The sequence below is a fragment of the Nonomuraea sp. NPDC050536 genome (assembly GCF_044457685.1).
Classification (GTDB): domain Bacteria; phylum Actinomycetota; class Actinomycetes; order Streptosporangiales; family Streptosporangiaceae; genus Nonomuraea.
The window spans coordinates 218,956-239,186 of the sequence record NZ_JBITHD010000001.1 but is presented as its reverse complement, the minus strand read 5'-3'; the positions used below and the strand labels follow the sequence as shown (position 1 = coordinate 239,186).

Genomic DNA, 20,231 nt, shown 5'->3' with positions numbered 1-20,231 from the left:
ACGCCCGCCCCGACAAGCTCGCAGGCATCCGGTACGGCAGGCCGCCGGCCGCACCGGCGAAGCCCAGAAAAGATCACTTGACGAAGCCGATGTCCTGGTAGCGGAGGTCGTAGAAGCCGCGGGCGCCGATGTTGGCCAGGGTGTTCATGACGGCCACGTTCTGCGGGCGCTGGTACAGCGGCAGGACGTTGACCTCCTGCCAGATGAGCTTGTCGGCCGTGTTGGTGTACTCGTGGGCCGTGGCGGGGTCCAGCGCCTGCCCGGCCTTGTTCATCGCGTCGTCGATCGCCTGCGACCCCGTGCGGCCGAAGTTGGCGTTCCACGTCTTGCCGTTGGGCGAGTTGGCGTAGATGCCGAAGCTGCTGGAGATCGGGAACGGCGTGCCGATGTAGGCGAACGGGGCGATGTCGAAGTTCCCGGGGATGACGTACTTGCTGAAGAAGTCGTCGTTGGGCACGGCCTGGATGTCCAGCTTGACGCCGATCTGGGCGAGCATGTTCTGCGCCAGCTCTCCCTCCGACTTGCTCAGCTGCAGCCCCGACGGGATGACGAAGCGCAGCTCCAGGGTCTTGCCGTTCTTCTGCCTGAGGTTGCCGCTGAGCTTCCACCCGGCGGCGTCGAGCAGCTGCTTGGCCTGGTTGGGGTTGTAGACGCCGAGGGGGCCCGCGTTGTCCTGGTAGCCCTCCTGGGTGTTCATGAAGAAGTGGTTGTTGAGCAGCGTGATCGGCCAGTCGAGGCCCTGCAGGTCGGACTGGGCGATGGCCTGCCGGTTGATGCCGAGCTGGATGGCCTGGCGCACCTTGACGTCGCTGAGCAGGTCGCTTTCGCCGTTGAAGGTGAAGTGGCGGAAGTCGGGCCCGGCGGCCTGCCGGACGACGGCGCCCTGGGTGGCCTTGGCGCGGGCGTAGTCAGGCGCGGAGGGGCCGATGTCGGTCGTGTCGAGCTCGCCGTTGCTGAACGCGCTGATCAGCGAGTCCTGCTCGGAGGCCCGGTAGATGATCTGGTCGAGCTTGGCCCTGTCACCCCACCAGGTGTCGTCGCGGACGATCGTGATCGTCTTGGCCGTCTGGTCGAAGCTCTTGAACTTGAACGGCCCGGCCGTGACCGGGATCTTGTTCAGCCAGGAGTTGTTGAACGAGTCCGGCGAGCTGTTGGTGGAGGCGGGCAGCAGCGGCGCGAACAGCGACTTCCAGTCGCCGAAGGGCCTGGCGAAGGTGACCTTGACCTCGTAGTCGTCCTTGCCCTTCTCGACGCTCTCGATGTCCTGGTATCCGGTGCTCGTGACGATGTGGAAGTCCGGGTTCTTGCCGTTGAGCGCCTTCCACTGGGCCTGGTAGTCCTCCCAGGTGATCGGCTTGCCGTCGGACCACTTGGCCTTCGGGTTCAGGGTGTAGGTGATGACCTGCTTGGGCTCCTGGTCGGTGATCTTGGCGTCGACCAGGTAGTCGGGGTCGGGCGAGATCTCGGCCTTCTCGTTGGAGCGGAACGGCGAGGGCAGCAGCGCGTTGCTGACCTGGGCGGCCACGGCGAGGTTGCCGTCGATGTGGTTCCTGTTCCACTGGGTGGGGAACTCGTTGATGCCCCACCGCAGCGTGCCGCCATCCTTGACCTTGTCGCGCGGCTGCAGGTTGATGTCGAAGGCCTTCAGCGAGGGCGGAGCGCCGGGACCGGCCTCGCCCCCCTGTGCCGTCTGCCGGGAACCGCCGCAGCCCGCGAGGACCAGCGCCACCGCGGCCACGAGGACACATGCTCGTTTCATAGGATTCCTTCCCTCCTGGCGTAGTGGCACGCCGCGCCGTGGTCGTCGCCCAGCATCCGGACCTCGGGCTCCTCGTCGATGCAGCGGCTGCGCTCGGCGTCGCTGAGAGTCCGGAAGAGCGGGCACCGGGTCCGGAAGCGGCATCCCGAGGGCGGGCTGGCCGGGCTCGGGAGATCCCCTTCGAGCAGGATCCGCCGCCGCGACCGCTCGCGTTCCGGGTCGGGCACCGGGATCGCCGACAGCAGCGCCTGCGTGTAGGGGTGCATGGGGGCGCCGTAGACGGTGTCGACGGCGCCGATCTCGGCGATCCTGCCCAGGTACATGACCGCGACCCTGTCGGCGATGTAGCGCACCACCGCCAGGTCGTGCGCCACGAACAGGTACGACAGGCCCAGCCTGGACTTGAGCGAGCCGAGCAGGTTGATCACCCCGGCCTGGATCGACACGTCGAGCGCGGAGACCGGCTCGTCGAGCACCACCAGGCGGGGTTCGAGCGCGAGCGCCCTGGCGATGCCGATGCGCTGGCGCTGGCCGCCGGAGAAGTCCTGCGGGTAGCGGGCCGCGTGCTCGGGTTCGAGCCCGACCAGGTCGAGCAGCTCGTGCACGCGGGATCCGGGGTCGCGCCGCCCGTGGGTGCGCAGCGGCTCGGCGAGGATGTCGTAGACGGTCAGCCGCGGGTCGAGCGAGGCCAGCGGGTCCTGGAAGACGACCTGCAGGTCGCGTCTGACGGCCATCCGGGCGGCCGCGGTCAGCCGCGCGGTGTCGTGGCCGAGCACCACGATCCTGCCGTCCTGCGGTTTGACCAGCTCCAGGATCTCCAGCAGCGTCGTGGTCTTGCCACAGCCCGACTCGCCGACCAGCCCGAGTGTCTCCCCCTCGCGGATGTCGAAGCTGATGCCCGCCACCGCGTGCACGGTGCCGATCCTGCGTTTGAACACCGCCCCCCGCATCAGAGGATACTCCTTGACCAGCCGGTCCACCTCGAGGACGGGCTCGTGTGGGCGGCCCGCGCGGGCGGCCTGCTCTTCGGCCACGGCGGGCCTGCCGGGCGTCCGGCGTTCGACCTCGGACCAGCGGATGCAGGCCGCCGCGTGCCCGTCGCCGATCCGGGCCAGCCGGGGCTCGCCGAGCGTGCACTGCGTGACGGCCATCGGGCAGCGCGGCTCGAACGGGCACCCGGGCGGCAACGCCGCCGGCGAGGGCGGGTTGCCCTCGATGGGCACCAGCGGCTGCCGCTCTCCCCTGTCGATCCGGGGGATGGAGTTCAGCAGGCCCACGGTGTACGGCATGCGGGTGCGGTAGTAGATGTCGTCCACGTCGCCGATCTCGACGGGCCGCCCGGCGTACATCACCAGGACCCGGTCGGCGAATCCGGCCACGACCCCCAGATCGTGGGTGATCATGATGATGGCCGCGCCCGTCTCGCGCTGCGCGGTCTTGAGCAGCTCCAGGACCTGCGCCTGGATGGTGACGTCCAGCGCGGTGGTCGGCTCGTCGCAGATGATCACGTCGGGGTCGTTGGCGATGGCCATCGCGATGACCACGCGCTGGCGCATGCCGCCGGAGAACTCGTGCGGGAAGTCCTGCGCCCGCTGGGCCGGGTTCGGGATGCCGACGAGGTCCAGCAGCTCGACGGCCTTGACCGCGGCCTGCTCCTTGGTCACCTTGCGGTGGATGCGGACCGCCTCGGCGATCTGGTCGCCGACCCGGTAGACGGGGGTGAGCGCCGACAGCGGGTCCTGGAACACCATCGAGATGGTCTTGCCGCGGAACCTGGTCAGCTCCTTCTCCGGGGCGCCGATCAGCTCCTTGCCGTGCAGCCGCACGGATCCGGTGACCGTGGCGCCGGGTGGCAGCAGGCCCATGATCGCGGCCGAGGTGACGGACTTGCCGGACCCGGACTCGCCCACGATGCCGAGCACCTCGCCCTGCCGTACGGAATAGCTGACCCCGCGCACGGCCTGCACGTCGCCGAAGGACACGCGCAGGTCGTCGACCTCCAGCACGGGCTCAGGCACGCGATCAGGCACGGGCGTCATCCGCGCCTCCGCGCCGCGGCGGGGTCGAAGGCGTCGCGCAGCGCGTCTCCCATCAGGTTGACCGCCAGCACCGTGATCACCAGCAGCCCGGCCACGAACCAGAACGTCCACGGCGCGTAGACGGCGGTCTTCGAACCGTCGGCGATCAGCGTGCCGAAGGAGACGTCGGGCGGCTGGATGCCGAAGCCGAAGTACGACAGCGACGTCTCGGTCAGGATGGCGGCGCTGACGTTCAGGGTGGCGTCCACGATCAGCAACGACGACAGGTTCGGGATGATGTGGCGGAAGATGATCGTCACGGGGACCACGCCCATGAACCGGGCGGCCTGGATGAACTCCCGCTGTTTGAGCGAGATCGTCATCCCTCTGATGATCTTCGAGGTGACCATCCACAGGAACAGCGCGAGCATCACCACGAACAGCGGCCACTGCCCCGCTCCGAACAGCGGCGACATGATCGCCAGGATGAGGAACGCCGGCAGCACGAGCAGCAGGTCGACGACCCAGGTGAGGGTCCGGTCGGTCCAGCCGAGGAAGTAGCCGCAGAACGCGCCCACGAACGCCGCGAGCGCGGTGGACACCAGCGCCGCCAGCAGGCCCACGATCAGCGACTTCTGCATGCCACGCAGCGTGACCGCGTACACGTCGGCGCCGGTCTGCAGCGTGCCGAACCAGTGCTCGCTGGAGGGCGGCTGCAGGAACGCGGTGAAGTCCTTGTCGGTGTAGCTCCACGGGCTGAACAGCGGCCCGACGAAGGCCAGCAGGAACATCAGCACCAGGACGGCGAAGCCCAGCAGCCCCTGACGCGAGCGGAAGAACCGCTTGGCGACCACGCGCAGCCGCGACGGCGCTCTGGGCGCCCGGGACGTCAGCTCCTCTGCCAGTTCCTCCTCGGGGAGCATCAGCCCACCCTCACCCGCGGGTCGAGCGCGGCGTGCAGCACGTCGGAGGCGAGCGAGGCGACCAGCACGGAGATCGCGGCCAGGAAGGAGATGGCGGCCACGGTGTTGACGTCGTTGCTGAAGATCGAGTTGATCAGCTGCTCGCCCAGGCCGTGCCAGCCGAAGATCTTCTCGGTGAACGTGGCGCCGGTCAGCAGCGCGCCGAAGGTGAAGGCGAAGTAGGTGACCACGGGGATGAGCGCGGTGCGCAGCGCGTGCTTGGTCAGCGCCTTGCGCCTGCTCAGCCCCTTGGCCATGGCGGTGCGCACGAAGTCGGCGCCGAGCACGTCGAGCATCATGTTGCGCTGGTAGCGGCTGAAGATGGCGATCAGTGCCAGCGACAGCGTGATCGTCGGCAGGATCAGGTGCTGCAGCCGGTCGACCAGCGAGCCCCAGAACCCGGTGTCGAGCCCGACGCTGTACTCGCCGCTGACCAGGAACAGCTGGAAGCCGAAGACGTTCTCGTTGGCCCAGGTGCCCGCCAGGATCAGCACGTTGGCCAGCACGACCACGGGGATGGCCAGGACCAGGAAGGACAGCCCGGCTGACAGGCGGTCGAACCACCCGTACTGCTTGACCGCGGCGTAGGCGCCCACGAACACCCCGAGCAGGCTGCCGAAGACGACCCCCAGCAGGACCAGCCGGAACGTCACGCCCATGCGCCGCTTGAGGTCCTCGTTGACCGAGCCGCCCGTCACGGTCTTGCCGAAGTCGCCGTGCAGCACCCCCTTCGCCCAGGTCGCATAGCGCTGCAACAGGGGCGTCTTGTCGTTGAGGTTGAGCGCGGTCAGGGTCGCGTCGACGACTTCGGGCGGCGGTTTGGGCGTGCGCTCGGCGTAGTTGGAGCGGGGGTCGAGCGCGCTGGCCGCGAGCATGTAGGCGAGGCTGGCGGCGACCGCGACGAGCACCAGGTAGTTGACCAGTCTGCGCGCCAGAAATCCCGCCATCATCCCCCCTCCGGACACGGGTTGTAGCCATAGTGCTACACCATGCGACCGCTCGGTCGCAGGGAAGTGTCAAGGAGAGGTCTGCTTACCTTCCCGAGATCTCGTCGACGGCCGTGCGCACGTCCTCGCTGGTGATGGTGGTCAGCTCGGCCGAACTGGCCGACCCGCCGACCGCGGCCAGCCGTACGTCGCGGCGCATGGCGGCGCGCTCGAACAGTGACCTGGCGAAGCGCCCGTTGCCCAGGCCGTCGATCAGGCCCTGGTCGCAGACCCAGGCGAAGACCTCCTCGAGGTCGCCCATGGCCTCCTCGTCGAAGCGGTCGCCGGCCTTGTCGGCCAGCAGCACCGCGATCTCTGCCAGCTCCTCGGGCGTGTAGCTGGGGAAGGCGACCCGCTGGTTGAACCGGCTGGCCAGGCCGGGGTTGGTGGCCAGGAACGTGTCCATCTCGCGCTGGTATCCGGCCAGCATGACGACGAGCCTGTCGCGGTCGTCCTCGGCCCGTTTGAGCAGCGTCTGCACGGCCTCGGCGCCGAAGGCGTCGCCGCCGGCGTAGCCGGGGTTGACCAGGCTGTAGGCCTCGTCGATGAACAGCACCCCGCCCAGCGCCCTGTCGACCAGTTCGTTGGTCTTGATCGCGGTGGCGCCCAGGTGCTGGCCGACCAGGTCGGCCCGCTGCGCCTCGACCACGTCGGGCCTGGCCAGCAGGCCGAGCGCGGCGAAGATGCGGCCGACGACGCGGGCGACGGTGGTCTTGCCGGTGCCGGGCGGGCCGACGAAGACGAAGTGCCGCATCTGCGGCGGCGTGGGCAGCCCGCGCTCCTGGCGCATCCTGGCCACCTGCAGCTGGGCGGCGATCGCGCGCACCTGCCGCTTGACCGGTTCGAGTCCGGCCATCCTGTCCAGGTCGGCCAGCGCCTCCTCCAGCGTCGGCGTGGCCTGGTAGCCGCGGAAGCGGGCGGTCAGCTCGTTGAAGGCCTTGGTGATGTCCGCGGTCGTGGTGGTGACCAGGTCCTCAGTGGTGGGGGTGCCGCCCGCGCCGACCACCCGCACGTCGCGGGCCTGCGCGGCGGCCTCGACCAGGCTCCGTACGAACCTGGCGTTGCCCAGCTCGTCGACCAGCCCGCGCCGCTGCACGTCCTCGAAGAGCCCGAGCAGCGCGGACGCGGTCTCGGGCGCCATCCTGTCGCCGCGCCGCGACTGCTGCAGCGCGGTGATCTCGCCCAGCTCGCCCGGCGAGTAGCTGGGGAAGCGCACCCGGGTGGCGAAGCGGCTGCCGAGCCCCGGGTTGGAGGACAGGAAGCCCGTCATCTCCTGCTCGTAGCCGGCCAGGATGATGATCAGCCGCTCCCTGTCGTCCTCGGCCCGCTTGAGCAGCGTCTGCACGGCCTCGGCGCCGAACCTGTCGGGCTGCCCGTCGGAGGAGTTGACCAGGCTGTAGGCCTCGTCGATGAACAGCACCCCGCCCAGCGCCCTGTCGACCAGCTCGTTGGTCTTGATCGCGGTGGCGCCGAGGAACTCGCCGACCAGGTCGGCCCGCTGCGCCTCGACCACGTACGGCGTCTCCAGCAGGCCGAACGCGTAGAAGATCTTGGCCAGCGTGCGCGCCACGCTGGTCTTGCCGGTGCCCGGCGGCCCCACGAACACGAAGTGCCTGGTCGGCGTGCCCGCGGCGTATCCCGCCTCGGCCCGCAGCCGCGACGCCTCGATGGAGGCGGCGATCGAGCGGACCTGCTCCTTGACCGGCGCGAGCCCGATCATGCTCTCCAGCTCGGCCAGCGCCTCCTCCACGGAGATCTGCGGCGGCCCACTCTGCCGCTCGGCCTGCTGTTCGGGCCGTCCCTCGCGCGCCCGCACGCGTACCTGTTCCTCCGCGCTCAGCTCGGCCCTGGCACGGCGGGCCACCACGAACCGGTAGACCAGCACGGCGAAGGCCACCGCGTAGGCCGACCAGACGGCGGGCCACTCGGCCATCCGGGACAGGACGGCGGCCAGCACCCCGGCGGGCGCCAGCGCCATCAGCGTGGTCAGCCACGGAGGCACCCAGCGGATCAGGTGGGCGGCCGTGGCCACCGGCAGCGCGAGTGCCAGCAGCAGCGTCGGGCCCATCGACCCGGCGGGGAAGAGGCGGTAGAAGGTCAGGAAGCCCAGCGTGCCCCAGCCGAGCAGGACCACCGAGGTGGCGGCCGCTCGCGGGAAGCGCAGGGTCAGCGCCAGGAAGGCCAGCGCGGCCAGCGTGATGAGGAACGTGCTGAACAGCGACCAGCCCAGCGCGGCCGCCAGGCCCACGGACAGGATCAGGACGCCCACGTACATGACCCGCCGCGCTGCGGGCGGGATCGTGAAATAGCGCATTCGCACCTGTTCAAACAGATCCCGTGCCGCTGCCCTCCCCGCGGCCTGGGCCCTGTCGGACTCACGCATCACGCCTCCCCGGTCCGCCCCCGGTTATACCGCACGGGACCCCCGAATGGGCGGACCTGACACGCTAGGTGGCGGTGACGAAAGCAGCGATGTGCCGGCCGAGTTCCGCGCCGGCGTCCTCCTGCAGGAAGTGGCCGGCGCCGTTGATCACCGGGTGGGCCAGACCGCGGGCGCCCTTCATCGACTTCATCAGCACCGGAGCCATCCCGCCGGTGATCGGGTCGCCGTCAGAGAAGGCCACGAGGAACGGCACGTCGAGCGTGGTGAGGACCTGCCAGGCGGCGCGGTTGGCGGGCGAGGCGGGGTTGTCCGGCGTGGCGGGCATGAGCCCGGGCATGGCGCGCGGGCCCGCTTTGTAGGACTCGTCGGGGAAAGGCGCGTCGTAGGCGGCGCGGACCTCGTCCGTCAGCTTCGTGGCGCATCCCGACTGGACGAACCTGGCGATGTCCAGCGTCGGCGCCTTGATCACCGCGTCCTTGAAGCGGTGCCACACCTCGGGCATCGGGATGTCACCGGTGGGCAGGCCGGTGTTGGCCGCCACGATCCTGGCGATCCGCTCCGGGTGCTCGGCGGCGATGCGCAGGCCGATCAGTCCGCCCCAGTCCTGGCCGACCATGGTGATGCGGTCCAGGCCGAGCGCGCCGAGCAGCAGCTCGCCCGTCCACTCCACGTGCCTGGCATAGCTGTGGTCGGCCACCTCGGCGGGCTTGTCGGAGCGGCCGAAGCCGACCAGGTCGACCGCGATCGCGCGCAGCCCGGCGGCGGCCAGCTCGCGCATGACGTGCCGGTACAGGAAGGACCAGCTCGGCTCGCCGTGCAGCAGCACGATGGGGTCGCCGTCGGCGGGTCCCGCCTCGACGTAGGCCATCCTGATGCCCGAGACCTCGGCGTCGCGGGGCTCGTAGGGGAAGTCGGGCAGGTGGGCGAAGCGCTCGTCGGGTGTCCGCAGAGTTCGCATAGAACAAGATTCTAGCTAACGCCTCTGGTGCCGCCCCGGGAACTCCCCCACCAGCACCTGCTTGGGTGTCACCCGCAGCAGGTCGTCGTCGGCCAGGCCGATGCCGCGCACCTCCACCCAGAACCTGCGCTGCAGCGGATCCGCGGCGAACACCGCCACCCGCGGATCGGAGTCGATCGCCTCGATGGCCTCCGCCTCGGCGATGACGCGCAGCTCTCCCGCCTGGCTGACCGAGGCCACGGCGCCGACCACCCGCGGGCCCAGCGGGTCGCCGTAGGAGAGCACGACGCTCCTGGCGTAGGCGAAGGCCTGCCGTACCTCGGGATTGAGCGCGACCGACGGGGCGTCGCCCATCGGGCGGTCGGCCATGATCAGCGACGCGCGCCAGGGGCCCGGCGCGCCGCGCCACCAGGCCCGCGTGGCGCGCAGCACGAACACCACGACGACCGCGGCGAGCGCGGCCAGTCCCAGCCGCCAGGCCCACGCCTCGACCTGCTCCCAGCCCTTCCCCTCGACCAGGCAGAGCACGCCGCCCGCGGCGCCGGCCACGGCGGCCAGCGCGATCAGCGCGATCGCCGCGAGCAGCCACCTGTCCTCGCCGTACCGCGCGCGCCGGTAGGCCCCGATGAGCGGGTACGGCACGGCCAGCGCGGCCACCGCGGCACGCGGGTCGACGGCCAGCGCGCCGGCCACCAGCGGCACCAGGACGGTCCATGCCCGACTTGTCACGATCCACAGCGTGACGCCGGTATCTCTTCGCGCGATCCGCTCGCCCCGCGCCCGCGCGAACTCGGCCAGCGCCTTCATCGGGCGGCCTCGCCAGGTGTCGGCCAGCGCGCGCAGCCCCGCCAGTACCGGCCAGCCGAGGACCACGATCCCTGCCGAACCGGTCCAGACGGGGTCGAGCGCGGTCGGCACCTCGGGCACCGCCGCCAGCCCCAGCCACAGCGCGAACGCCGGCACGGAAACGGTCGCCGACACCACCGCCGTGCCCAGCCACGGATCGCGCGCCAGCATCGCCGGCACGTAGGCCCAGATCGCGACCCTGCGCGCCTGCCTGACCGTGATCACCACCAGCAGGACGAGTACGGCGAAGCCGAACAGCTTGCCCTGGCCGCCCCTGTCGAACCCGAGCGCGGCCACCGCGATGGCGATCGTGGCCACCGCCACGATCAGGCGGGCCTGGCGCGACCACACCTCGAGCGCGCGGCGGGCACGGCCGCTGGCGCGCGGGTCGATCGGCCAGGCGGGGTCGTGGTGCGCGCGCGGGCGGTCCCAGCGCAGCAGTGTGAGCCCCAGGTTGACGCGGGCCTGCGGGTGGACCGGGTCCGCCTTGAGCGCCTTGAGGTAGGCGCGCCCGGCCTTGGCGTGCTCGCCGCGCAGCAGGGCCAGGTCACCGAGGAGCACCTGGGGTTCGGGGCGTTCTGGGGCGAAGCGGTGGGCGAGTTCGGCTTGCCGTACGGCCTCGTCCCAGCGGCCAGGCACGCGGCGCAGGACGGCGGCCAGGCGCAGGCGGGCGGGCCAGGAGCCGAGCGCCAGCCGGACGGCCTGCTCGGCGGGGGCGATGGCGTCCTGGTCGCGGCCCAGGCGCTCCAGGGCAAGGCTGATCAGGCGGTGGGCCCACTCGCTCGCGGGATCGAGGTCGGCGGCGCGCTGGGCGGCGGCCAGGGCGGCGTCGGGATGCCCCTGGTCGAGCTCTGCCGCGCCGAGTGTGCACCATTCACGGGGGGATCGGTCTGGGTCGTCGTTCTTTTCGCCTGTTTCATCGGTCCCCACGTAGCCCATGATCGGCTGGCCATCCGGAGATAGATAGATCCCGACATATGGCTGTATCTCTCTAGAGAGGTGTGGGGTGGGCCTGGATCAATCGATACCGCTGTCCCGACGGAGTGACATGGCCTAAGCTGCCACGCATGCTGCAGCGGACCAGGGTGAGCGGATCGGGGCACTAGGAGGTCCATGACCGTCACACAGGCCGCGCCCCTCAAACAGCGTGCCGAACGGAACCAGCGGGACAAGCGCTGGTCCATCCTCGTGTTGCTCTGCCTGAGCCTGCTGCTGATCACGGTCGACGCCACTGTCCTGCACATCGCGGTCCCCGCCCTGACGGCGGCGCTTGAGCCCTCCTCGGTCCAGCTGTTGTGGATCATCGACAGCTACTCGCTGGTCGTCGCGCCCCTGCTGATCATGTTCGGCACCCTGGGCGACCGCTACGGGCGCAAACGACTGGTGCTGGCCGGGTTCGTGCTGTTCGGCCTGGCCTCGCTCGCCGCCGCCTTCGCGCCGAGCGCTCTGATGCTGATCCTGGCCCGGGCGCTGCTCGGCGTGGGCGGCGCGATGATCATGCCGGCCACGCTTTCGCTGATCCGCCAGGTGTTCACCGACCGGCGCGAGCGGGCCATCGCGCTCGGCGTGTGGAGCGCCGTCGCCGCCGCGGGCGCCGCGGTGGGGCCGCTCATCGGCGGCGTGCTCGTCGAGATCTGGTGGGGCGCCGTCTTCCTGATCAACGTGCCGATCCTCATCGTGCTGCTGCCCGCGGCCGCGCGGCTGCTGCCCGAGTCGCCCCGGCGCGCCGACCTGCCGTGGGACGGGCTCAGCGCGGCACTTTCCGTGTTCGGGATCCTGGCGCTGGCCTTCGGGCTGAAGGAGGCGGGCGCGGGTTCGCTGATGCCCTTCTGGGCCTCCATCGCCGTCTTCCTCGGCGGTGCGGGACTGCTGGCCTGGTTCGTGGTACGGCAGACGCGCCTGCCGTACCCGCTGCTGCAGGTCGGGCTGTTCCGGCGGCGCTCGTTCACCACCGGGGTGGCCGGGGTGCTGCTCGGGGTCTTCTCGCTGGTGGGGCTGCAGCTGATGCTGGCGCAGTACCTGCAGCTGGTGCTGGGCGACAGCCCGGTGCGGGCGGCGGTCCGCATGCTGCCGCTGGTGCTGTCGGCGATCACGGGCGGGCTCGCGGCGGCGCACATCCTGCCGCGGATCGGGATGCGGGCCACGATGAGCGGCGGGCTCGGGCTCGTCGCGCTCTCCCTTACACCCACCCTGACCTGGGGCGTCGAGGGCCACTCCGTGATGCTGGCGATCTGCTTCGTGGGCATCGGGTTCGGGGTGCAGGTGGCGCTGCTGGCGGCCTCCGACACCATCATGTCCGCGGCGCCCGAGTCCCAGGCGGGAGGCGCGGCTGCCATCGAGGAGACGGCCTACGAGCTCGGCGCCGGGCTCGGCGTGGCGGTCCTCGGCACGATCACCACCATCGTCTACGCCCCCGCCCTGCGCGAGGTCCCCGGAGTGTCGCCGGGCAGCATGGACAAGGCTCGCCAGTCGCTCGCGGGCGCCGCCCACGTGGCGGACGAGGTCGGGGGCAGCGCCGGCATCCGCCTCCTGGACGCTGCCCGCTGGGCCTTCGTCAACGCCCTCCACACGACCGTCGTCGTCAGCGTCATCCTCCTCAGCCTCACAGCACTGGCGGTCGCCATGCTCCTGCGCCGCGACTGACCATCCCCGCCGATCCCGAGTACGCCCACCCCCTGGGTGTACATGCTGGTCGAGAGTGATCGAGGTGTGTGATGTCCCGATTAGGGCAGACAACTACCGTGAGACAGGCCCTCCGTGATCTTGCTTCCTTAGTCGCCCGCGTCGGCGTGGGCGGCATCTTCTTCGCCAACGGGTGGACCAAGCTCGAGCGGGGTCTCACCGCCACGGGGGTGGACTTCGCCAACCAGGGCGCCCCCGTGCCGGGCGCGTGGGCGACCGTGACCATGCTGGCCGAGCTGATCGGCGGGGCGCTGCTGATCGCGGGGCTGGCGGTCACCGCCGTGGGGCTGATCCTGTTCACCGAGGCGCTGGCCGTCTTCGTGGTGGCACGTCCGCTCAACCCGATCAGCCTGAACGAGCTCATCCTGCTCGGCGCCGCGTCACTGCTGCTCGCGGTGGTCGGGGCGGGGCGGGTGTCGGTCGACCACATGGTAGTGATCAGGCGCAGGGAGTCGGAGGCGGCCAGCGAGTTCGCAGCCGACACGGAGGCGGATCGGGTGATCGCCTCCCTGCGCGACCCCGACGCGACCCCGGATGCCGCAGGGTCCGACAAGCCGGGCTCGGACAGGCCCAAGGGCGGGACGAGCAGGGCCAGAGCGGACGCTCCAGGCGCGGAACCGGCTTCGGACAGGCCGCGGGCAGGAAAGGCCAAGGACGAGTCGAACCTCGAGGACACGGCGCCCCACCCACGCCCCTCGCGCCGCCCCGACCCCGACGAGCCTACGGCTCCCACCCCCGGGGACACGCTGGTAGCAGGCCGCAAGAAACCCTCCCCCCGCGGCCGCCGCCAGTCCCCCACCGACTGACGCCCCCAGGACCGGCCCGCAGCACCCGCTCCCCGGGACTCGCCATACGCGCCACCCCTGCGAGCGGACGCTTGCCGCACGTGGCCGGAAGACCGCGGCGCGGCCGGCGCGGGGAGGCGCCTCACCGCACGGGTGGAGTCAGGTGCGTTGGGCGGGGACGGGGTGGCGGGTCGTGCGTTGGGTAAGGGCGATGGCGGCGAGGATGACCAGGGCGCCGGCCGGCTGGTTCCAGGTGATGTGCTCGCCCAGGATGGCCACGCCCGAGATCACCGCGAAGACCGGGAGGAGGTAGGTGACCATGGAGGTCGTGGTGACGCCGGCGCGGACCTGGACCCAGTAGAGCAGCAGGTACGCCACCCCGGTGCCGAGCCCGCCGAGGCCGAGCAGGCTCCACCAGACCGGCGCGGGCGCGTGCAGGTCCACCAGGGGTACCCCGGCGAGGAGCGTGATGACGGCGAGCTGGACCGTGCCGCTGAGCAGTTGCCCGGCGGCCAGGACGACCGGCGGCTCGGGGCGGCGCCCGGTGATGAAGCGGCCCATGTAGGCCCCGCCCAGCCCGTAACAGGCGGCGGCGCCGAAACAGGCCAGGCTGCCACCGAGCTGCCCGCCGGCCATCGGCTGCCACACCCCGAGCACGACCATGACGCCGGCGAAGCCGAGGCCGAGGCCCGCGACCCGGCCGGGGGTCGGCTTCTCGGTGCGCAGCATCAGGGTGAAGGCGAGGGTGCAGAGCGGGGTGGTGGCGTTCCAGATGGAGGCGACCACGGAGGACACGTACTGCTCGCCGTACGCGAAGAGGGTGAAGGGCAGCGTGGTGAGCACGATCGAGGCGATCTGGAAGTGTCCCCACAGGCGCGGGTCGCTCGGCAGCCGCCTGCCGCCGAGCAGGACGGCCAGCAGCAGCACCAGCGCACCGATGGCCATCCGGCCGAAGGAGACCTGCAGCGGCTGCAGGGCCTCCACGGCGACCTTGATGAAGAAGAAGCTGTTGCCCCAGATGGCAGCGAGCAGCAGGAAACCGGGCAACCAAGGTTTGAGCACGGATGGAGCGTAGCGGTCAGGACCGACAAATAACCATTTGAACGAGTGAGTACTCGCTCATTACACTTGTAGGCATGACGAGAAGGCGAAGGGTGCCGGCCATGGCCCCAGAAGACCGCCGTGCCGCGCTCATCGCCGCCACGCTCCCCCTGGTGCGCGAGCACGGCACCGCGGTGAGCACCCGCCAGATCGCCGAGGCCGCGGGCGTGGCCGAGGGCACGATCTTCGGCGTCTTCCCCGACAAGGCCTCGCTGCTGCGGGCCGCATTGATGAGCGCGTTCGACCCGCAGCCGGCGGTGGACGCGCTTGCGGCCATCGGTGCCAAGGCCGACCTGCGTAAACGGCTGCAGACCGCGACCGAGGTGCTGCGGTCCGGGATGCGCGCCAACGCCAACCTCATCACCGCGCCCAGGGAACTGATGGCCGACGACGCCGAGTTCCACGAGCGGATGATGGAAGGCCGCCACCGGATATCGGCCGCGCTCGCCGCTCTGATGGAGCCCGACCGCGACCGCCTGCGCCGCTCCCCCGAGGCCACGGCGCACCTGCTGCTCATGCTGATCGCGGTGAGTGTTCACCGCGGCTTCGGCCAGGGCGGCGAGATCGGAGACATGGACGACGCGGAGATCGTCTCCGTTCTGCTCGACGGGCTGCTCGTGCGGCCCTCCCCCACCCCTTCGACAGAAAGCGCATCTTGATGCTGCTCCGTCTCTTGCGGGGCCAGCTCAAGCCGTACGGGAAAGAGATCACGCTCGTGGTCCTCTTCCAGTTCGTGCAGACGCTGGCCACGCTCTATCTCCCCACGCTCAACGCCGACATCATCGACAACGGCGTCATCCCAGGCGACACCGGGTACATCATGCGCATCGGGCTGGTGATGCTCGGTGTGACGCTCGTCCAGATCATCTGCTCGATCGTGGCCGTGTACTACGGCGCCAGGACCTCGATGGCCCTGGGCAGGGACCTGCGTGCCGCGATCTTCCACCGGGTGCAGGGCTTCTCCGCCCAGGAGGTCAACAGGTTCGGGGCGCCGTCCCTGATCACCCGGACCACCAATGACGTGCAGCAGATCCAGCTGCTCGTGCTGATGACGTTCACGATGATGGTGGCCGCGCCGATCATGTGCGTCGGCGGCATCGTGCTGGCGCTGCGCCAGGACGCGGCGCTGTCGTCGCTGCTGCTGATCGTGCTGCCCGTGATGATCGTCATCGTGGGCGTGATCGTGACGCTGATGCGCCCGCTGTTCCGCACCATGCAGGAGCGCATCGACCGGATCAACCAGGTGCTGCGCGAGCAGATCACCGGCATGCGGGTCATCAGGGCCTTCGTCCGCGACAGGCACGAAGGCGAGCGCTTCGGCGTGGCCAACGACCAGCTGACCGACGTGTCGCTGCGGGTCGGGCGGCTGATGGCGCTGATGTTCCCCACGGTCATGCTGGTGGTGAACGTCTCCAGCGTCGCCGTGGTGTGGTTCGGCGGCCACCGCATCGCCGACGGGACCATGCAGGTGGGCGCGCTGACCGCGGTCATCTCCTACCTGATGCAGATCCTCATGTCGGTGATGATGGCGATGTTCATGTTCATGATGATCCCCCGGGCCGAGGTCTGCGCCGAGCGCATCGACGAGGTCCTCGACACCGAGCCGACCGTCCACCCACCGGCCGAGCCCGTCACCAAGGAACGGCATCTCGGCGAGCTGGAACTACGGTCCGTGGACTTCCGCTACCCGGGCGCCGAGGAGCCGGTGCTGTGCGACGTGAGCCTCACCGCGCTGCCCGGCCGTACCACCGCGATCATCGGCAGCACGGGCAGCGGCAAGACGACGCTGCTCAACCTGATCCCCCGGCTGTTCGACGCGACCGCCGGCGAGGTGCTGGTGGACGGCGTCGACGTGCGCGACCTCGACCCGGTCGCGCTCTCCAGGGCGGTGAGCCTGGTCCCGCAGTCGCCCTACCTCTTCTCCGGCACCGTCGCCTCCAACCTGAGGTACGGCAGGCCGGACGCGACCGACGAGGAGCTGTGGCAGGCCCTGGAGGTGGCCCAGGCGCGCGAGTTCGTCGAGGCGATGCCCGGCGGCCTGGACGAGCCGATCTCCCAGGGCGGCACGAACGTGTCCGGCGGCCAGCGCCAGCGCCTGGCCATCGCCAGGACCCTGGTGCACCGGCCGGAGATCTACCTGTTCGACGACTCCTTCTCCGCCCTCGACTACGCCACGGACGCCAGGCTGCGCGCGGCGCTGGCCGAGGAGATCACCGACGCCACGATCGTCATCGTGGCCCAGCGGGTGAACACGATCCGCGACGCCGACCGCATCCTCGTGCTCGACGACGGCCGCGTGGTCGGCACCGGCACCCACGCCGAACTCATGAGCACCTGCCCGACGTATCGGGAGATCGTGCTGTCCCAGCTCACCGAACAGGAGGCGGCGGCATGACGACACAAGCGCCCCCGCGCCGGCCTCAGCCCGGCTTCGGCCCGGCCAGGATGATGTCCGGGCCCGCAGAGAAGGCCCTCGACTTCGGCGGGTCGCTCCGCCGCCTGCTGCGGCTGCTGCGTCCCGAGCGCGCGCTGCTGGCCGTCGTCCTGGCCCTCGGTACGGCCAGCGTCGCGCTGACCGTGACGGGCCCCAAGATCCTCGGCCACGCCACTGACCTGATCTTCTCCGGCATCATCGGGGCCCAGCTGCCCGCCGGGATCACCAAGGAACAGGCCGTGGCCGGGCTGCGTGCCAGGGGCCAGGGTACGTTCGCCGACCTGGTGTCGTCGATCGACGTGGTGCCCGGCCACGGCATCGACTTCACCCTGCTGGCCCAGGTGCTTGCCTGGGTGCTGGCGATCTACCTGGTGGCGGCGCTGCTCGGGATCGCGCAGTTCCGGCTGACCACGGTCGTCGTGCAGCGGGCGGCGTTCCGGCTGCGCGAGCGGATCGAGGCCAAGCTGGCGCGGCTGCCGCTGAGCTACTTCGACAGCCAGCCGCGCGGCGAGATCCTCAGCCGCGCCACCAACGACACCGACAACATCGCGCAGACGCTGCAGCAGACGATGAGCCAGCTCATCTCGTCCGCGCTGACGGTCGTGGCGGTGCTGGTGGTGATGTTCTGGATCTCGCCGATCCTGGCGCTCATCGCGCTGATCACGGTGCCGCTGTCGATCTACATCACCGCGGCCGTCGGCAAGCGGTCGCAGCCGCAGTTCATCAAGCAGTGGTCGTCGACCGGCAAGCTCAACGGCCACATCGAGGAGATGTACGGCGGGCACACGCTGGTCAAGGTGTTCGGCAGGCAGAAGGAGGCCGCCGAGACCTTCGACAAGCACAACCAGGCCCTGTTCGCCTCCAGCTTCCGCGCGCAGTTCATCTCCGGGATGATCCAGCCGGCGATGATGTTCATCGGCAACCTCAACTACGTGCTGGTCGCCGTGGTGGGCGGGCTCAAGGTGGCCTCGGGCGCGATCTCGCTGGGCGACGTGCAGGCCTTCATCCAGTATTCCCGGCAGTTCAGCCAGCCGCTGACCCAGGTGGCCGGCATGGCGAACCTGGTGCAGTCGGGCGTCGCCTCGGCCGAGCGGGTCTTCGAGCTGCTCGAGGCCGAGGAGCAGTCGCCCGAGCCGGCCAAGCCCGCGCGGCCGGCCGAGCTCAGGGGCCGGGTGGCGTTCGAGAACGTGTCCTTCCGCTACACGCCCGACAGGCCGCTGATCGAGAACCTGTCGCTGACCGTGGAGCCCGGGCAGACCGTGGCGATCGTCGGCCCCACGGGAGCGGGCAAGACGACCCTGGTCAACCTCATCATGCGTTTCTACGAGGTGACCGGTGGCCGTATCACGCTCGACGGCGTCGACATCGCCGAAATGTCCAGGGAGGAGCTGCGCGCCAACCTCGGCATGGTGCTGCAGGACACCTGGCTGTTCGGCGGCACGATGGCGGAGAACATCGGCTACGGCGCGGAGGGCGCCACGCGCGAGCGGATCGAGGCCGCCGCGGAGGCCGCGCACGTGGACCGCATCGCGCACACGCTGCCCGACGGCTACGACACGGTGATCGACGAGGAGGGCGCCACGGTCAGCGCGGGCGAGAAGCAGCTGATCACGATCGCCCGCGCGTTCCTGTCGGAGCCGGCGATCCTGATCCTGGACGAGGCGACCAGCTCGGTCGACACCCGGACCGAGGTGCTCATCCAGCGGGCGATGAACTCGCTGCGTGAGGGGCGCACCAGCTTCGTGATCGCCCACCGGCTGTCGACGATCCGTGACGCCAGCCTGATCCTGGTCATGGAGAACGGGCAGATCGTCGAGCAGGGCACGCACGAGTCGCTGCTCGCCGAGGACGGGGCCTACGCCCGGCTGTACTCGGCCCAGTTCGCGCAGGCCGTCGCGGAGGTGGACTGACTAGAGCTCGAACTTCGCCACCCGGCGCAGCTTGTTCATCGCGTCCAGCGCGGCCACCTTGTACGACTCGGCCAGCGTCGGATAGTTGAACACCGCGTCGACCAGGTAGTCGATGGTGCCGCCGCAGCCCATCACCGCCTGGCCGATGTGCAGCAGCTCGGTTGCGCCGGTGCCGAAGACGTGCACGCCGAGCAGGGAGCGGTCCTCGGGCGAGACGAGCAGCTTGAGCATGCCGTACGTGTCGCCGATGATCTGCCCGCGGGCCAGCTCCCTGTAGCGGGAGATGCCCACCTCGAAGGGCACCTGCGCCTTGGTCAGCTCGTCCTCGGTGCGGCCGATGAAGGAGATCTCCGGGATGGTGTAGATGCCGATCGGCTGCAGCGGGTGTATCTGGTGCAGCGGCTCGCCGCAGGCGTGGTGGGCGGCGATGCGGCCCTGCTCCATCGAGGTGGCCGCGAGCGAGGGGAAGCCGATCACGTCGCCGACCGCGTAGATGTGCGGCACCTCGGTGCGGTAGTCGGCGTCGACCGCGATGCGGCCGCGGTCGTCGGCGGTGAGCCCGGCCGCCTCCAGGGCCAGCTCGCCGGTCATGCCGTGGCGGCCCGCCGAGTACATGACGCATTCGGCGGGGATCTTCTTGCCGCTCTCCAGCAGCGTGATCGCGCCGCGCGGGCGGCGCTCGACGGCGGCCACGGTCTCGCCGAAGCGGAAGGTGACGGCCAGGTCCCGCAGGTGGTACTTCAGCGCCTCGACGACCTCCAGGTCGGCGAATTCGAGCATGCGCTCGCGCCGCTCGACCACGGTGACCTTGGTGCCGAGCGCGGCGAACATGGAGGCGTACTCGATCCCGATCACCCCGGCGCCCACGACGACCAGCGAGTCGGGTACGACGGGCAGGCTCAGGATCCCGTCGGAGTCGATGATCGTCTCACCGTCGAACTCCACGGACGCGGGCCGGGCGGGACGGGTCCCGGTGGCGATGATGATCTTCTCGGCGCTGACCTTGACGTCCCTGCCCAGCTCGTCGATGACGTCCACGGTGTGCGGGTCGACGAACCTGGCCGACCCCGTCAGCACGGCCACGTGGTTGCGCGAGAGCTGGCTGCGGATCACGTCGACCTCGCGCCCGATCACGTGCTGGGTACGGATGCCCAGATCGGCCACGGTGACCTCGTCCTTGACGCGGTAGCTCTGGCCGTACATCTCGCGCTGGTTGAGGCCGGTCAGATAGAGCACGGCCTCGCGCAGCGTCTTGGACGGGATGGTGCCGGTGTTGATGCACACCCCGCCGATCATGTTGCGGCGCTCGACGATCGCGACCCGCTTCTCGAGCTTGGCCGCGGCGATGGCCGCCTTCTGCCCGCCGGGCCCGGAGCCTACGACGAGCACGTCAAAGTCGGACACAAC

The 20,231-nt window shown here is 70.3% G+C and carries 14 protein-coding genes; 5 read left to right on the top strand and 9 right to left on the bottom strand.

Going from position 1 to position 20,231, the window contains the following annotated elements; translation table 11 throughout:
• Positions 1-73: 73 nt before the first annotated feature.
• The 7 genes from ACIBHX_RS01100 to ACIBHX_RS01070 form a co-directional block, all read right to left on the bottom strand.
• On the bottom strand, positions 74-1,759 hold the full coding sequence (locus tag ACIBHX_RS01100) for an ABC transporter family substrate-binding protein (protein ID WP_397062995.1): 1,686 nt from the start codon (positions 1,757-1,759) through the stop codon (positions 74-76).
• Positions 1,756-3,798, bottom strand: coding sequence for a dipeptide ABC transporter ATP-binding protein (locus ACIBHX_RS01095; RefSeq protein WP_397062993.1), 2,043 nt, complete (start codon positions 3,796-3,798; stop codon positions 1,756-1,758). Before ACIBHX_RS01095 ends, ACIBHX_RS01100 begins: the two co-directional genes overlap by 4 nt.
• Positions 3,795-4,700 carry an ABC transporter permease gene (locus ACIBHX_RS01090; protein ID WP_397062991.1) on the bottom strand — a complete coding sequence of 302 codons (906 nt, stop codon included), beginning with the start codon at positions 4,698-4,700 and terminating at the stop codon, positions 3,795-3,797. The genes ACIBHX_RS01095 and ACIBHX_RS01090 overlap by 4 nt, the downstream gene beginning before the upstream one ends.
• A complete protein-coding gene (locus ACIBHX_RS01085; RefSeq protein ID WP_397062989.1) occupies positions 4,700-5,686 on the bottom strand; it encodes an ABC transporter permease in 987 nt (328 codons plus the stop codon). The genes ACIBHX_RS01090 and ACIBHX_RS01085 overlap by 1 nt, the downstream gene beginning before the upstream one ends.
• 85 nt (positions 5,687-5,771) lie before the next feature.
• Positions 5,772-8,039 carry an AAA family ATPase gene (locus ACIBHX_RS01080; protein ID WP_397062988.1) on the bottom strand — a complete coding sequence of 756 codons (2,268 nt, stop codon included), beginning with the start codon at positions 8,037-8,039 and terminating at the stop codon, positions 5,772-5,774.
• 133 nt (positions 8,040-8,172) lie between these two features.
• On the bottom strand, positions 8,173-9,066 hold the full coding sequence (locus tag ACIBHX_RS01075) for a haloalkane dehalogenase (RefSeq protein WP_397062986.1): 894 nt from the start codon (positions 9,064-9,066) through the stop codon (positions 8,173-8,175).
• Positions 9,067-9,081: 15 nt separating this feature from the next.
• Positions 9,082-10,851 carry a tetratricopeptide repeat protein gene (locus tag ACIBHX_RS01070; RefSeq protein ID WP_397062984.1) on the bottom strand — a complete coding sequence of 590 codons (1,770 nt, stop codon included), beginning with the start codon at positions 10,849-10,851 and terminating at the stop codon, positions 9,082-9,084.
• Positions 10,852-11,025: 174 nt separating this feature from the next.
• Between ACIBHX_RS01070 and ACIBHX_RS01065 the strand changes: the two genes are divergently transcribed.
• A complete protein-coding gene (locus ACIBHX_RS01065) occupies positions 11,026-12,555 on the top strand; it encodes an MFS transporter (protein ID WP_397062983.1) in 1,530 nt (509 codons plus the stop codon).
• 98 nt (positions 12,556-12,653) lie between these two features.
• Positions 12,654-13,400: a DoxX family membrane protein gene (locus ACIBHX_RS01060; protein WP_397062982.1), complete on the top strand. Its 747-nt coding sequence runs from the start codon at positions 12,654-12,656 to the stop codon at positions 13,398-13,400.
• Positions 13,401-13,538: 138 nt separating this feature from the next.
• Here the strand turns inward: ACIBHX_RS01060 and ACIBHX_RS01055 are convergent, their stop codons facing one another.
• Positions 13,539-14,441, bottom strand: a complete 903-nt coding sequence (locus ACIBHX_RS01055; protein ID WP_397062980.1) for a DMT family transporter — start codon at positions 14,439-14,441, stop codon at positions 13,539-13,541.
• A gap of 74 nt (positions 14,442-14,515) precedes the next feature.
• Here ACIBHX_RS01055 and ACIBHX_RS01050 point away from each other — a divergent pair, with 74 nt between their 5' ends.
• From ACIBHX_RS01050 to ACIBHX_RS01040, 3 genes are read left to right on the top strand one after another with little or no spacing between them, the layout of a single operon-like run.
• Positions 14,516-15,139: a TetR/AcrR family transcriptional regulator gene (locus ACIBHX_RS01050; RefSeq protein WP_397062978.1), complete on the top strand. Its 624-nt coding sequence runs from the start codon at positions 14,516-14,518 to the stop codon at positions 15,137-15,139.
• Complete coding sequence (locus ACIBHX_RS01045) at positions 15,139-16,875, top strand: ABC transporter ATP-binding protein (RefSeq protein WP_397062976.1); 1,737 nt, start codon at positions 15,139-15,141, stop codon at positions 16,873-16,875. The genes ACIBHX_RS01050 and ACIBHX_RS01045 overlap by 1 nt, the downstream gene beginning before the upstream one ends.
• Entirely contained in the window at positions 16,872-18,824 is a 1,953-nt protein-coding gene (locus ACIBHX_RS01040; protein WP_397062974.1) for an ABC transporter ATP-binding protein, read from the top strand. The genes ACIBHX_RS01045 and ACIBHX_RS01040 overlap by 4 nt, the downstream gene beginning before the upstream one ends.
• On the opposite strand, the gene sthA is transcribed toward ACIBHX_RS01040, so the two are convergent.
• The gene (gene sthA, locus ACIBHX_RS01035; RefSeq protein WP_397062972.1) at positions 18,825-20,228 is read right to left on the bottom strand and encodes a Si-specific NAD(P)(+) transhydrogenase; all 1,404 of its coding nucleotides are present in this window, start codon (positions 20,226-20,228) and stop codon (positions 18,825-18,827) included.
• Positions 20,229-20,231: the final 3 nt, after the last annotated feature.

Coding starts and splice junctions, on each gene's coding strand:
- ACIBHX_RS01050 (WP_397062978.1), top strand. CDS start 14,516: ATGACGAGAAGGCGAAGGGTGCCGGCCATGGCCCCAGAAGACCGCCGT.
- ACIBHX_RS01045 (WP_397062976.1), top strand. CDS start 15,139: ATGCTGCTCCGTCTCTTGCGGGGCCAGCTCAAGCCGTACGGGAAAGAG.
- ACIBHX_RS01100 (WP_397062995.1), bottom strand. CDS start 1,759: ATGAAACGAGCATGTGTCCTCGTGGCCGCGGTGGCGCTGGTCCTCGCG.
- ACIBHX_RS01095 (WP_397062993.1), bottom strand. CDS start 3,798: ATGACGCCCGTGCCTGATCGCGTGCCTGAGCCCGTGCTGGAGGTCGAC.
- ACIBHX_RS01040 (WP_397062974.1), top strand. CDS start 16,872: ATGACGACACAAGCGCCCCCGCGCCGGCCTCAGCCCGGCTTCGGCCCG.
- ACIBHX_RS01085 (WP_397062989.1), bottom strand. CDS start 5,686: ATGGCGGGATTTCTGGCGCGCAGACTGGTCAACTACCTGGTGCTCGTC.
- ACIBHX_RS01070 (WP_397062984.1), bottom strand. CDS start 10,851: ATGGGCTACGTGGGGACCGATGAAACAGGCGAAAAGAACGACGACCCA.
- ACIBHX_RS01080 (WP_397062988.1), bottom strand. CDS start 8,039: ATGCGCTATTTCACGATCCCGCCCGCAGCGCGGCGGGTCATGTACGTG.
- ACIBHX_RS01090 (WP_397062991.1), bottom strand. CDS start 4,700: ATGCTCCCCGAGGAGGAACTGGCAGAGGAGCTGACGTCCCGGGCGCCC.
- ACIBHX_RS01075 (WP_397062986.1), bottom strand. CDS start 9,066: ATGCGAACTCTGCGGACACCCGACGAGCGCTTCGCCCACCTGCCCGAC.
- ACIBHX_RS01065 (WP_397062983.1), top strand. CDS start 11,026: ATGACCGTCACACAGGCCGCGCCCCTCAAACAGCGTGCCGAACGGAAC.